General features: G+C 36.2%; 12 protein-coding genes. All 12 read right to left on the bottom strand.

Annotated features, from left to right (window positions below; translation table 11 throughout):
- Window positions 1-9 precede the first annotated feature (9 nt).
- A complete protein-coding gene (locus ACTJJ9_RS14290; RefSeq protein WP_255451882.1) occupies window positions 10-882 on the bottom strand; it encodes an ABC transporter permease subunit in 873 nt (290 codons plus the stop codon).
- On the bottom strand, window positions 879-2,039 hold the full coding sequence (locus ACTJJ9_RS14295; protein WP_145581992.1) for an extracellular solute-binding protein: 1,161 nt from the start codon (window positions 2,037-2,039) through the stop codon (window positions 879-881). Before ACTJJ9_RS14295 ends, ACTJJ9_RS14290 begins: the two co-directional genes overlap by 4 nt.
- Entirely contained in the window at window positions 2,026-3,129 is a 1,104-nt protein-coding gene (locus ACTJJ9_RS14300; RefSeq protein WP_440768695.1) for an ABC transporter ATP-binding protein, read from the bottom strand. The genes ACTJJ9_RS14295 and ACTJJ9_RS14300 overlap by 14 nt, the downstream gene beginning before the upstream one ends.
- A 36-nt stretch (window positions 3,130-3,165) precedes the next feature.
- Window positions 3,166-4,005 (bottom strand): ABC transporter permease subunit, encoded by an 840-nt coding sequence (locus ACTJJ9_RS14305; protein ID WP_145581989.1) that lies wholly within the window; start codon window positions 4,003-4,005, stop codon window positions 3,166-3,168.
- 223 nt (window positions 4,006-4,228) lie between these two features.
- Complete coding sequence (locus ACTJJ9_RS14310; RefSeq protein ID WP_440768696.1) at window positions 4,229-4,942, bottom strand: GntR family transcriptional regulator; 714 nt, start codon at window positions 4,940-4,942, stop codon at window positions 4,229-4,231.
- Window positions 4,943-5,479: 537 nt separating this feature from the next.
- Window positions 5,480-6,556, bottom strand: a complete 1,077-nt coding sequence (locus ACTJJ9_RS14315; RefSeq protein ID WP_145581984.1) for a polyamine ABC transporter substrate-binding protein — start codon at window positions 6,554-6,556, stop codon at window positions 5,480-5,482.
- Window positions 6,553-7,353: an ABC transporter permease gene (locus ACTJJ9_RS14320; RefSeq protein ID WP_095302762.1), complete on the bottom strand. Its 801-nt coding sequence runs from the start codon at window positions 7,351-7,353 to the stop codon at window positions 6,553-6,555. Before ACTJJ9_RS14320 ends, ACTJJ9_RS14315 begins: the two co-directional genes overlap by 4 nt.
- Complete coding sequence (locus tag ACTJJ9_RS14325; RefSeq protein WP_440768697.1) at window positions 7,354-8,157, bottom strand: ABC transporter permease; 804 nt, start codon at window positions 8,155-8,157, stop codon at window positions 7,354-7,356.
- Complete coding sequence (locus tag ACTJJ9_RS14330; protein ID WP_145581982.1) at window positions 8,147-9,244, bottom strand: ABC transporter ATP-binding protein; 1,098 nt, start codon at window positions 9,242-9,244, stop codon at window positions 8,147-8,149. Before ACTJJ9_RS14330 ends, ACTJJ9_RS14325 begins: the two co-directional genes overlap by 11 nt.
- A 557-nt stretch (window positions 9,245-9,801) precedes the next feature.
- Entirely contained in the window at window positions 9,802-11,532 is a 1,731-nt protein-coding gene (locus ACTJJ9_RS14335) for a glycine betaine ABC transporter substrate-binding protein (RefSeq protein WP_145581981.1), read from the bottom strand.
- Window positions 11,533-11,536: 4 nt separating this feature from the next.
- Entirely contained in the window at window positions 11,537-12,745 is a 1,209-nt protein-coding gene (locus tag ACTJJ9_RS14340) for a quaternary amine ABC transporter ATP-binding protein (protein WP_141231577.1), read from the bottom strand.
- Window positions 12,746-13,079: 334 nt separating this feature from the next.
- The gene (locus ACTJJ9_RS14345; RefSeq protein WP_145581980.1) at window positions 13,080-13,787 is read right to left on the bottom strand and encodes a YgjP family zinc-dependent metalloprotease; all 708 of its coding nucleotides are present in this window, start codon (window positions 13,785-13,787) and stop codon (window positions 13,080-13,082) included.
- Window positions 13,788-13,796 lie beyond the last annotated feature (9 nt).

A 13,796-nucleotide genomic window follows, 5' to 3' on the forward strand; every position in this document is an offset into this window, starting at 1 on the left:
CAGCTCATTTTAAAACATGTCTTTTTTGGACTCTTTCATATTATTGTGAATATATACATAACCTACTATCGAACATAGTAAAAACATAAAAACTGCAAGGGCACTAGATTGACCAATCTCATTGTAGACAGAAAAGTGCTGTTGCATAGATACACCTAGCATCTGTGGTGCATTTCTATCGACAAGAAAAGGTGCTGTAAAACTACCAATTAAGCCCATAAAAAGAAATGTCAAAGCTACGAGCATTGTCTTATATGAAAGAGGCAGGATAAAATGAAGAAACAACCTTATTTTTGTTGCTCCTGCATCTTTTGCACTTTCAATCACAGAATGAGGAATAGCCTGTAAAGCAGATAATATTAGCATTGTTGTAAACGGAATATTAAACCACACATTAATCATTAACAAGCCTTTCATGTCATATATAATCGACGGCATATTATCTGCTCCAATGATTCTTGAAACCCAGCCATTGTCTCTGTAAAAATTTATAAATCCATAAATGGCGATAACTCCAGGAATAAATAAAGGGATAAAATACAGCTTGTTGATTATTTTAGCAACAATACTTTTACTAAAATTTAAATAAATCGCTAATATATAGCTTATTCCTAAAGTTAAGATACAAGAAACAAACGTAACAATTAATGTATGTTGGATATTTTGTAAGATTAATGGTTCAGTAAAGATATATATATAGTTTTCAAGTGAGAAAACATCTTCTTCATTTTGAAAACTTTCCATTATAGCAAGTGCCACCGGATAGATAACCAAAACAAGCAAAGTTAGGAAAGAAGGCATAACTAGCCCTATCCCTAACATCGCTAATTTTGTTTTTTTCTTGATTACAAAACTCTCCTCTAAGGCAACTTCCCTACTCATTGACTTGCAACCTCTTTTTGCCATACTTTCATTAATTCATTTCCAAGTTCGCCACCATTAAAAGTACGATAACCGCCACTAACTGATTCAAATTTCTTTTGATCCTCTTCTGATAAAAGCTCCCACTTAATACCTGGATATCCATACATTTTATCAATAACTAACTTCTGAACATCTTGAGTAAGAACATAATTTAAGAACGTTTCTGAGGCTTCTTTTCGTTCTTCATCACCATTATCCACAGCCATTAAATATGAAGGTCCACCTGTAAATGCTGGATCAATTTGTTTTAGTTTAATTGTGTCCGGTAATAATTTTGAACTAATTTGTTCTAGTGCCATATCAGACCACGCAGGAATCATATCCACTTCGCCATTTGCAAGTAGGTCTAGAGTTCCTTGATTTTTTTTAGGATATACCCCTTCTTTATAAAGGTATGGTGCCATGTCCTTTAGAATTTGAATCCCCTTGTCCCAATCTTCCATGATGCTTTCATCTTGGACATTCATAGCATCTGCATCAAGTTCGTTGTAAACAGTAGATAGGACAAATGAACTTCCTGCTCCTCCTGTATTTGGATCATTATATGCAAAGCGACCTGGGTTTTCTTTTATCCATGCATTTAATTCTTCTGCGGTGTTCGGTACATCTTTTACTTTTTCTGAATTGTATGCAAGAATAACTGATGAAGCACGATATGGTACTGCTAGATTTTGAGTACCCACCATATTTTCTTCTTGAACATTCTCTAAATTTTGTATAGTGTCTGTTGAAAGCTCATAAAATAGTCCGCCTTCATCTTCGCTTCGTAAAATATCTGCTAGCGCTCCCTCATAAATATCAACCTCTGAATCTTTATTTGCCTTTTTAGCAGCAATGATTCGATCGATCGTAGCCTGTCCACCTGTACCCGATGGAACGAATACAAATTCTACATCGATATTTTTATGCTCTTCTTCAAATTTAGGAATCACTGTTTCCCAAAAGTTCTCAACATTTTGGGAACCGGAACTGTATAGAGATATTTTTGTTACTTGTTCCTCTCCATCACCCATAGTATTGTTTGTCTTACTATCATTACATGCAACTAATGAAAAGACACTTACAGCCAACATTGTTCCTGCTACAATTCTTTTTAATGGATTAGGCTTTTTCATATACTTTGATCTCCTCTTTTGTTAGATTTAGTATTTTTGAATATCCATCCTTATGTACATTACTGTCTTCTGGAAAGGCTTGGATTGTTGCGAAGGTAATGCGGATTTTTTGTTGCATTTTAAACTGACTGATATCACTTCGATCGACAAACATCTTCAACTTACCAAAATCCGTTTTTAAGCTTATTTCTGCGTAATGGCCTAACATCATCACTTTTTCAGTTAAGGCTTCAATACCATTCTCTATCTCATTAGCAATAACAACATCTTCTGGTCTGACTGCAACAGTAACATTTCCGTTATAATGATTAAGATTAGGATAAGCTAAAGATCCGATATTAATTTTCTCACCTTGTGCATATCCCTTAAGAAAATTCATCTTACCTATGAATTGAGCAACAAACATTGAAGCAGGATAATTATAAATATTTTGAGGAGTATCGATTTGCTCAATTTCCCCTTTGTTCATGACCACGATACGATCTGAGATTGAAAGTGCCTCTTCTTGATCATGGGTAACAAAAAGCATCGTAAGCTGTTGTTTTGCTTGAATCTCTCTCAATTCTTCACGTAATTCATGTCTTAATTTCGCATCAAGAGCTGAGAATGGTTCATCCAACAGTAGTACTCTCGGTTCAAGAAGTAACGCACGTGCAAGCGCAATCCGTTGTTGTTGACCTCCTGATAACTCAGTCGGGTACTTTTTCTCATAACCTTGAAGCTGAACTAAGTTTAATGCCCATTTCACTTTTTCTACAATTTCAGCTTTCTTGACTTTCTTTAGCTTTAAACTAAATGCTAAATTATTAAACACAGTCATATGTGGCCATAAATTATAGCTTTGAAATACCATCGCACTAGGTCTCTTTTCTGGAGGAAGATGATTCACTTCTTTCCCATCGATAAGAATCAATCCCTCATTTGGTTCTATAAATCCACCGACACTACGAAGAATAGTAGATTTACCACAACCTGAAGGGCCGAGTAATGTAACCATTTCTCCATTTTTAATATCTAAAGAAAAACCCTTAACACCATCACCTGTAGGATAGACCTTGCTTAAATTAGTTATTGATAAGCATGTTGACACTCCATTACCTTCCTTTCTCCTGTTCGTTTCAAATCATTATTTAAGTCGCATTCCGTTTGCAAATGAATCTGCCCCAACAAATTTTCTCGCCGCAAAGAGCAAGATGATAGTCGGTAATGTCAAAATTACAGAAAACACAGCACCTGCTGTACTTGGATAATCAGCTATTATGGAATACATAATAACTGGCATTGTTTTATAATCTGGAATCCCTACAAGTAAGGTTCCTTGTGCTTCATCTAAAGAAGATAAGAAAGTAAATACAGAGGCAACAATAATTCCCGGCTTAGCCATTGGCAAAGTGATATGCCAAAATACTTTAAATGGAGATGCTCCCGCATCGCGAGCCGATTCCTCTTGTGATCGATGAACATTTTCAAATGCTGCTGAAGGGATCCACGTCATTAACATGAGCGTATTAATTAGATGAATTAATATAATCCCAATGAATGTATTCATTAGACCGTATTGATAAAACAAAACAGCTATTGCAACATATAACCCCATTTTCGGAAAAGCGTTTGTTAGCAAAAAGGAGAATAGGAAAAACCTTCTTAATGGAAAGCTAATCCGCGCAAAAGCGTATGCTGCAGGTATACAAATAATTAAAGAGATTAATGTAACAAGAGCAGCTATTAGAAAAGATAGCCACATCGATCTTAGGATTGATTCATCAGCTAAGACGAAGCTCCACCATTCCAACGACCATGACGTTGGCAAAACATCAGGATATTGCCACTCTCCTGAAAATGCCAGTAAAAGTAAATTCAATAAAGGACCAAAAAAGAATAGCAGAAAAATTGCAAGTAGAATGAATTCAACAATTTTCCTCAAACCAAGTGTTTTAAAGTACCACAATTTATCATCTCCTCTCATCTTTATTAATTCTCTTTATACTGTAGATGTCTATACCTCTCAAACTTAATGTAACAAATATTTATTAATAAACTTTGTTTAGATTGTAATTTTATTGTAAATATTCACACATACACTTTCATCGCTCCCAAAGTTGTCTATACCTTTATAAAAATAAAAAACAAAAAACCGACCAATTAAGAGAAATTGTTCGGTTTGTTCACTAGTTAAGGTTATTTGATTTTTATCGTGTTCTATTTACAGTGAATTTAAATACGTCATTTCTAAAATAGTCCAATGAATAGAGAACTGGACGATTTTGATAATTATAATGCAGCTGCTTTAATAACAAGACAGTCGTTTCTGGACGAATAAGGAGTTTCTGACAATTCCTATCTGTATGAAGTGGCACAACAATTTCAGTCGTTGCTCTACTAATATCAATATTACATTCCTTTTTCAAATAATCGAATAATGACCCTATCGATCCTTGATTGATCATTTTTTTCTTAACAAGTGATTCCGCTAAGATATTCTGTGAAAACACAACTGGTTCTTCATTTGCTGTTCGGATTCTTTCATGAATGATTACCTCTTCACCTTCTTTTAATTGAAGAAGCTCCTCCCATTCATCTGTAGGTTTAATAACCTTTATTCTTTCCCGTTTTTCCCCATCCTCTAAGCCTGCATACTTTATCATTGAAGTAACACTCATTAGTTTTTCTAAGCTATTAGGTGTTTTCGGTAGCGGGTTAACGACAAATGTTCCTACTCCATGCCTAACATAAACTTTTTCCTCTTCCTCAAGCAATCGGATTGCAGATCTTACAGTTTCACGGCTAACTTTAAACTTTGTTGCAAGTACTATCTCAGAAGGTAGACGATCCCCTGACTTTAGTACCCCTTCTTGAATATCTGCTTCAATCTTCTCTTTTATCGATATGTAAAGAGGTTTCACCATATCCCTCCTTTATTAAGCTAGTTAGTTGCTTAGATTTTTCACGCTCATTATTTTTATAACGATATACTCTCTTAAACTCTATTTCTATCTATAATACAGGTTTTATTATATGGTTATTTTGTAATACTAAGCAATAACCTATTTGACACGAAATCATAGCTAATGTCTATAGAAGGCTGGCATTTATAAAAATAAATCAAAATATTCGTAAGCGTTCGCAGAAAACATCCTATTCTAACTTAAAGAATCTCCCACTTTAGAGAGGCTATTGGGAAATCTAGGATTGAAAGACTTAAAGGAGAAAAAGGAAAGAGAATAGATAAATATTGCGTTGTGTTTTTAATGATTAAAAATGAAAATCCCGGAATCGAATTAATGAAAATCCCGGGATGATATTGAATCTGAAATATTTTCTTTAAACTGAGAAAGGTTTCTTTTGGGTTACACTTTCAATATTAATAAGATAGACACTCAAACATGGGAGTTACAAGTTATCTCCCCACAACTTTAGCTCACTATTTTACTCACGGAAAATTAATTTAACGACATTTTAAACTCTAAAAAGTATTCGTTATATGTCCCAAGAAGCTCAAGTCCTAGATTCTCATATACTTCTAAGTTTTTGCGACTTTCTTCACGTGGATAGAAACGTTCATCGTTTACCACTTCTTCATCTAATAGTTCCCATGCTGCTTTATTTGGAATCGCATATCCGACATAATCAGCATTTTGTGCAGCAACCTTTGCATCCAGCATAAAATTAAGAAACTGATGCGCTCCATCCACATTTGATGAGGTTTTAGGAATAACCATGTTGTCGAACCATAGGTTTGAGCCTTCTGAAGGTACTGCGTAATTCAACTCTTCATTTTCAGACATCATGTCTGCTGCTTGGCCAGAAAATGTTACGGCTACTGTAGCTTCATTATTTATCATTAGAGGAGTAACTTCATCTCCAATAATCGCTTTGACATTGCCGTTTAGTGCTTTTAATTTTTCTAATGCTTCATCTAATTCGTTCTCGTCACGTGAATTTAACGAATAGCCTAAACTGTTTAATCCCATACCGATCACTTCACGTGCACCATCAACTAAAAATACCTTATTTTTTAATGCTGGATCCCATAAATCGTCCCAAGAATCAAACGTAATATGTTTTGGAATCTCATTCGGATTATAAACTACCCCAACCGTTCCCCAAAAGTACGGAACGGAATATTTGTTTTTCGGGTCGAATGGCAAATCTAAAAAGTAGGGATCGATATTTTTCAAGTTTGGAAGCTTTGAATGATCAATTTCAATTAATAAATCTTCTTTAATCATTGTTTCGATTGTATATTCTGATGGGACAACGACATCATAGGTTGAGCCACCTTGTCTAATTTTCGTTAGCATCGCTTCGTTTGAGTCATACGTTTCATAAATAACAGAAATGCCTGTTTCTTTTTCAAACTGCTCGATTAACGAAGGGTCAATGTATTCTCCCCAATTGTATACAACTAACGTGTCTTCTCCACCAGTTGAGCTTGTTGCTTCAAGCTTCGATGCAACAAATGAAAGTAGACCACATGCTATAACGATTGCTAACATTATATGAATTAACGATTTCATTGAGTAGAGCCCTCCGTTTTTTTCGACCGCATCGTAATGAGATAATACATCACAACAATACCGACTGTCACAATAAACACTAGCCCTGAGATTGCATTAACAGTTAAGGAAATACCTGCACGTGCCATCGAATAGATTTCAACAGACAATGTACTAAAACCGTTACCTGTAACAAAAAATGTGACTGCGAAGTCATCTAATGAATAAGTTATCGCCATAAAAAAACCAGCTAATATCCCTGGTTTAATATATGGAATGATAACACGTGTTAAAACATCGCGACGACTAGCTCCTAAATCAAGCGCTGCATCAATTAAGTTCGTATTCATCTCCAATATTTTCGGCAAAACCATAATGACAACGATCGGGATACTGAATGCAATATGTGAAATTAATACAGATGCAAAGCCAAGCTTAACACCAATCATTGTGAATAAAATTAAGAAGCTTGCCCCAATCACAACATCTGGGCTAACAATTAAAATATTATTTAATGATAAGATCGTGTTTCGTAATTTTTTATTTCTTAATGAAACAATACCAATAGCTCCAAGTGTTCCGATAATAGTAGCTATTAACGCAGATAATAAGGCAACGATCACGGTATTGATTAAAATAACGAGTAAACGATTATCACCAAATACGGCTTGGTAATGTTCAAGTGTAAAACCTTCAAATGAACTCATTGAACCGCCACTATTGAAGGAATAAAAAATCAAATAGAAGATCGGTGCATATAAAATAACAAACACGATTGCTAAATATACTTTAGCTGACATCGTTAACCTTGATCGCATTTATGCTCGACCTCCTTTTTTCTTTTTGCGCGTAAACACCATAATGACAAACATGATTAAAATGAGGAACACAGCAATTGTTGAACCCATTCCCCAATTTTGCGCAACTAAAAATTGCTGCTCTATCGCTGTACCAAGCGTAATTACCTTGTTCCCAGCAATTAAGCGTGTAATCATAAAGAGTGAAAGAGCAGGGATGAACGTTACCTGAATCCCTGATTTAACCCCTTCAATCGTTAAAGGAAAAATAACTCGTCTGAACGTCGTAAGCGGTGAAGCGCCTAAGTCACGTGATGCATAAATCAAGGACGGATTCATTTTGTCTAACGCATTGAAAATTGGAATAATCATAAACGGGATAAAAATATACACTGCAACGAACACGAAGCTAAAGTCAATAAATAATATTTGCGTCGGGTCAAAGCCCAATATTTCCATTACTGCATTGATTGGTCCGTATAAACCGAAAATCCCAATAAATGCATACGTCTTTAATAATAAATTGATCCATGACGGAATAATAATGAGCATGAGCCATAAATGCTTATGCTTTGTTTTTGTTAAAAGATACGCAGTTGGATATGAGATAAGTAACGTGAAAAACGTAATAATTAAAGCATACCAAAAGCTCGTTAACGTCATCGTTAAGTATGCTGATGTAAAGAAATTTTTATAGTTTACTAGCGTAAATTCTCCGTTTAAATCGAGCATTGAATAATACAATATGAGTCCAATCGGTGCAATTACGAAGAGTGCAATCCATAGTAAATATGGAATGAACGCTGATTTTGACTTAAGCTTCATTCGTATATGCCTCTATACGTGCGTCAAATTCTTCCTCTGTTTCATTTAGACGCATAATATGAATCGCCTCTGGATCGAAATCAAGACCTACTTGTGCACCTACTTCAGCCTTTTTCAGCGAGTGAACAAGCCACTCATTTCCATCTTTATCATATGTCGATAACTCGTAATGTACACCGCGGAATAATTGCGTATCGACGCGAACAACAATTTTCCCTTCTTCTGGCGATGTAATGTGTAAATCTTCTGGACGAATAACCACATCGATTTTTTCGTTAGGCTTCATACCCCCATCGACACAGTCAAATACTTTTCCAGCAAATTCAACTTTATAATCTTCAAGCATAATGCCGTCAACGATGTTTGACTCCCCAATGAAGTCCGCAACGAAACGGTTAATTGGTTCATCATAAATATCAACTGGCATCCCAGATTGCTGAATAATCCCTTCATTTAAAACGAAAATTTCATCACTCATCGCTAAAGCTTCCTCTTGGTCATGTGTAACGAAAATAAATGTTTTACCAAGTCGTTGCTGGAGCTCGCGTAGCTCATATTGCATTTCTGTGCGCAGCTTTAAATCAAGTGCTGATAATGGTTCATCAAGTAAAATCACTTCTGGGTCATTAACGATAGCCCGTGCGATCGCAACCCTTTGCCGCTGACCACCTGACATTTCAGTAATTTCACGGTTTTCATAACCCGCTAAGTTTACGAAATTTAACGCTTCAGCTACGCGTTCTTTAATTTCAGGTTCTTTTACTTTTTTAATGCGTAAACCGAAAGCTATATTTTCAAATACATTTAAATGCGGGAAAAGGGCATAGTCTTGGAATACAGTGTTTACTTGACGCTCATTTGCTGGTACGTCATTTACACACTTGCCATTAATGAATACATCCCCTGTTGTTGGTTTTTCAAAGCCTGCAATGATACGTAAGATCGTCGTTTTCCCACAGCCTGAAGGACCAAGCAATGTATAAAATTTTCCACGTTCAAGCTCAAAGCTTACGTCTTTTAATACTCTCATATGACTGTTGTAGGATTTTGTTACATTTTCAAAACGGATAATAATATCGTTTGCCATGGAAGCCTCCTATGAATAAGAATAATTAGCTCTACTAAACTTTATTTAATAGCAGTGATATACAAAGTCGCTTTATCGCTACATTTTTTACTGAAATGAAAGATAATTATGCACTATAAAAACGGCTAAATGTCTCACTTAAAGAGTGTTTAACATATTAATATTTGGTAAATAGCTTTAATGGAAATAGGAATAGTAGGAGCGAAAAATGTAGAATATTAGTGAAAGCTATCGAATTGAGTTTAAACTTAGAAAGGCTAAAAAATCAACTATTTTTTCTTGTTTGCAGTAATTCGCGGTCTTTCTATTAATGTATGTCTTTTATTTGCTTTTTTGATTGCTCACATCAATCACTCCTAAGTTTAAATAATAGTAATGTGATTGTTTCTTTTAGTATTTACATTACAAGAAACAGAAAAGACAACTCCCAAACAGGGTAGTTGCCTTTCGTTTCGAGTTACATTCCACGTGGATCGCGGGTATCATTGATGTAGTGGTTGTTTACCCTAATACAAATATTTTTTTGGTAAGAGAGTCTCGAGTAGATTCTCGCTCCTTTATTTCAAGTCTTCAACCGAATCAACATCGACATACTCTGGCACAACCAACCCATTCTTCGTCCCATGAAGATTTCGTCCAAGGTCAACAATATCGTTCTTATAGGTATTATAGTATTCAGCATGTGTTGTTGGGAGCCACGCACCAACCATAGCATCTGCACTCCCATTGGCTACACCAGCAAACATTGGCCCAACTTCAACTTGGCTCAATGTCACTTTATAGCCATTTTGCTCAAGAACCTTACCAATAACATTTGTGCTAGCTATCTCTGTGTCCCAAGCAACATAAACAAGTTTAATCCGTTCACCATTCCCCGATTGGGCACCCTTTGTCCATTCAGAAACTTTGTCGGGATTGGCATTGATCCATTTTTCCGCAGCTTCAGATGGATCCATTCCATCTGTGATATCAACCATCACTGCCTCCATATCACTTGGTTCCCATGAAAATTGATCAAGAATCCTATAAGCACCAGGTGCATCCTGTTCGAGTCCTTTTCTTACGACTGTATGAATATCTTCAGCACCTCCAAAGGATCCTTTCGGGTCATCGAGGTATTTCAAATCGAATGAGGAGAACATCCAATGTGGTGACCATCCAGTAATAATAATTGGTTCTTGATTCGTTATTGCTTTCTGCAATTGTGCAACCATTGCCGCAGAAGAGCCTTCAAGTAACGTCCAATCATCTAACTCGTAATCCTTTAGTGCTGTATTGGTCAACTCCATCAATCCTGCTCCTGGTTCAATCCCAACGATTTCATAGTCTACTTGGGCACCAATACCATTCGCATCCTCATTCACTGCACCCTTGCCTTCAAAAATTGTTACTACAATTGCCGTAACAACGATAAGTAACGCTAAAATTGAAAAGGCAATTTTAGGCTTAACAGCATGCCTATAAGCCGGGTTACGTAAGTTTTGCGTAATACGATCAAGAACGATTGCAATAAAGACGATCGATAATCCAGCTTCAAAGCCTTGTCCAACGTCAATTTGACTTACCGCTCGGTAAACATCTGCTCCAAGTCCAGGTGCCCCAACTAATGAAGCCGTAACAACCATTGATAGGGCAAGCATAATACTTTGGTTAATTCCTGCCATAATCGTTGGAGTAGCTAAAGGTAATTGCACTTTGAACAACTTTTGACTTGTACTTGAACCAAAAGCATTTGCAGCTTCAATTAAATCATTCGGCACCTTCTGAATTCCAAGATTCGTCATACGAATGGTCGGTGCAATAGCGAAAATAAATGACGCAATAATTCCTGGTACGACTCCAATTCCAAAAAATAAAATGGAAGGAATTAAATAAACAAATGCTGGCATTGTCTGCATAAAGTCTAATATCGGCGTAACGATGCTTTGCACGGTTTTTCTTTGGGAACACCATATTCCTAAAGGGACTCCAATGATGATTGTAAGTAATCCTGATAATAATACAATCGCAAGTGTTTGAATACTTGAATCCCAATACCCAAGATTATCAATCAATAGCAAACTAATGAGCGTAAATACTCCTAATGGCCATCTGCTTGTATATGTAACCAAAAGAGTCAGGATAAGAATTAAGACAATCGGAGGACCTACACTTAATACATTTACGATAATATCCAATAGACCATCGATTACATTGGTTATAAAGGTAAAAAGTCCACCTAATGCTATCGTTAACCATGCGACAAAGGAATCTACCCATTCTCCTAGAGGAATTTTGGGAATATTCATTGGTTTAATCACTCTCCAATTCGTTCAAGGAATCTTTATTACCACTTAAGGCACCAATGACGGCCCCTCGGATCACAACCCCTTTTAATCGGTTTTCTTCATCTATAACAGATATCGGGAAGCTGGATGTGGCGATGACATCCATCAAATCTGTCAGTAATGTATCTTCTGAAACGGTTGGGATATCAGTTGTCATGACGTCGGCGATGGATTGATTTTGCTGAATGGCTTGACGTGCTTGTTCAGCAGTAATCGCACCCAACAACTTCCTTTTACGGTCTACGACAAATATGCTGGAATATCCTTGATTTCGCATAATTTCCAATGCAACCCTCGGACCACGGTCAACACTGATTCTTTCTCCTCGCTTCATCACATGAGAGGCTGTTAGGACTTTAGATAAATCAACATCCTCAACAAACTTCTCGACAAATTCATTTGCCGGCTTAATCATAATTTCTTCTGGTGTCCCTAATTGAATAACACTGCCATCTTTCATCAAGGCAATCCGATCCCCAATTCGCAGTGCTTCATCTAAATCATGGGTGATAAATATAATCGTTTTCTTATATTGTTCTTGAATGTCAATCAATTCATCCTGCATATCTTTTCGAATTAACGGGTCAAGGGCACTAAACGCTTCATCCATCAGAATAATATCTGTATCACTAGCAAGAGCTCTAGCAAGACCAACCCTTTGTTGCATTCCACCACTCAATTGTGATGGGTATTGATGTTCATAGCCTTTTAAACCGACAGCTTCTAAAGCCTGCATCGCTTTTTCCTTACGTTCATCAGGAGCAACTTTCTTGATTTCAAGACCAAATTCAGTATTTTCTAAAACCGTTCTATGTGGAAAAAGAGCAAAGTTTTGAAAGACCATACTTATTCTTTTTTGCCTGGTTTCCCGTAATCTTGCGGCATTCATCTTGACGATATCTTCGTTTTTTATTAGGATTTCTCCAATTGTAGGATCGATCAACCTGTTAAACATGCGGATTAAGGTTGACTTTCCACTACCAGATAAACCCATGATGACAAAAATTTCACCTGGATAAATTTTAAAATTAACATTATTAACACCAACCGTTTGCCCTGTTGCTTTTAAAATCTCTTTTTTTGATTTGCCCTGCTTCAACAATTCAATCGCAACTTTAGGAGATTTACCAAATATCTTCGAGACGTTCCTTACCTCCACATACGGCTCCACCATATCATCACCTCATTTTATTGATTTACCTATACCATTTTGAGTTTTCCCTATTCTGCATCCAGATATGAAGATTTCCCATGAAGAAGAGAACATAGGACGAAATCCAAATTCTTTTTCCAAACAAAAAAAGGATATGAAGTCTTCCCTTTGAAAGAAAAGTTTCATATCCTTTTACATTTAACGATCTTTTTTTGTATTACACTTTCAACTCTACCTTCGAAAAAATGCTTCTACATGGCTTGAGGTTATGTGGTTACACGTAAGGTGCTGGTTAATTTATTAGACCTATATAAACATCTAAACATACAAAAAATTTATGAATTCAATTCTCATATTAAACCGTCATTTTCCAATTTGATAAAGCTAGCCAGTTTTCTTTTTCCTTATAGTCAGGCATGATTTTTCCGACAAGGCGCCAGAAGGATCGGTCGTGATTTAGATGAACCATATGACACATTTCGTGAACAACGACATAGTCAATTACCTCACGAGGCGCCATTGCCAGCCTCCAATTAAATGTTAATTGCAGTTTTGAATCACAGGTTCCCCATGTACGTTTACTATCCGTAATACGAATAGAGCGTGGTTTTGTTTTAAAGTTCCATTGATAGGTGCGGATACTCTTCTCCACTAATGTCTTAGTTTGCTGATAATAAAATCGTTTTAACGCCTGTTTTATTTTGTCATCGTCGAGCTCCTTGACGTATACATGCAGCCTATCTCCTTCAAACACAACATGCTCCTGTTTGATATTTATATTTTGGATAATCTTTATCGGATAAGTGTCACCTAAATAAAGAAAGGTCTCCTCATTCTCATAGAGCTTTTCCTGTGGCCCATTCATCCGATCCTTTATTTCGTTTAATTTTTGCTGAATGAGCTCCCAATTTTCCTCTAATGCTAGAAGGACTCTTTCATCAGGTGTCCTTTTCGGAGCCTGTACTTCAACTGTCCCATAGCTATCAATCAAAATTCTTATAGAGGCTCGATTTTTGTATTTTATCTGAAATTGTATTGTCTTCCCTGAGTATGAATGTATCATTTCTTCACC

The organism is Metabacillus sp. 22489 (assembly GCF_052044855.1).
Taxonomy (GTDB): Bacteria; Bacillota; Bacilli; order Bacillales; family Bacillaceae; genus Metabacillus; species Metabacillus niabensis.

Excerpts from the sequence above, each read along its gene's own strand:
- ACTJJ9_RS14290 (WP_255451882.1), bottom strand. The coding sequence starts at position 882 with ATGAGTAGGGAAGTTGCCTTAGAGGAGAGTTTTGTAATCAAGAAAAAA.
- ACTJJ9_RS14295 (WP_145581992.1), bottom strand. The coding sequence starts at position 2,039 with ATGAAAAAGCCTAATCCATTAAAAAGAATTGTAGCAGGAACAATGTTG.
- ACTJJ9_RS14305 (WP_145581989.1), bottom strand. The coding sequence starts at position 4,005 with ATGAGAGGAGATGATAAATTGTGGTACTTTAAAACACTTGGTTTGAGG.
- ACTJJ9_RS14315 (WP_145581984.1), bottom strand. The coding sequence starts at position 6,556 with ATGAAATCGTTAATTCATATAATGTTAGCAATCGTTATAGCATGTGGT.
- ACTJJ9_RS14320 (WP_095302762.1), bottom strand. The coding sequence starts at position 7,353 with ATGCGATCAAGGTTAACGATGTCAGCTAAAGTATATTTAGCAATCGTG.
- ACTJJ9_RS14325 (WP_440768697.1), bottom strand. The coding sequence starts at position 8,157 with ATGAAGCTTAAGTCAAAATCAGCGTTCATTCCATATTTACTATGGATT.
- ACTJJ9_RS14330 (WP_145581982.1), bottom strand. The coding sequence starts at position 9,244 with ATGGCAAACGATATTATTATCCGTTTTGAAAATGTAACAAAATCCTAC.
- ACTJJ9_RS14335 (WP_145581981.1), bottom strand. The coding sequence starts at position 11,532 with ATGAATATTCCCAAAATTCCTCTAGGAGAATGGGTAGATTCCTTTGTC.
- ACTJJ9_RS14340 (WP_141231577.1), bottom strand. The coding sequence starts at position 12,745 with ATGGTGGAGCCGTATGTGGAGGTAAGGAACGTCTCGAAGATATTTGGT.
- ACTJJ9_RS14345 (WP_145581980.1), bottom strand. The coding sequence starts at position 13,787 with ATGATACATTCATACTCAGGGAAGACAATACAATTTCAGATAAAATAC.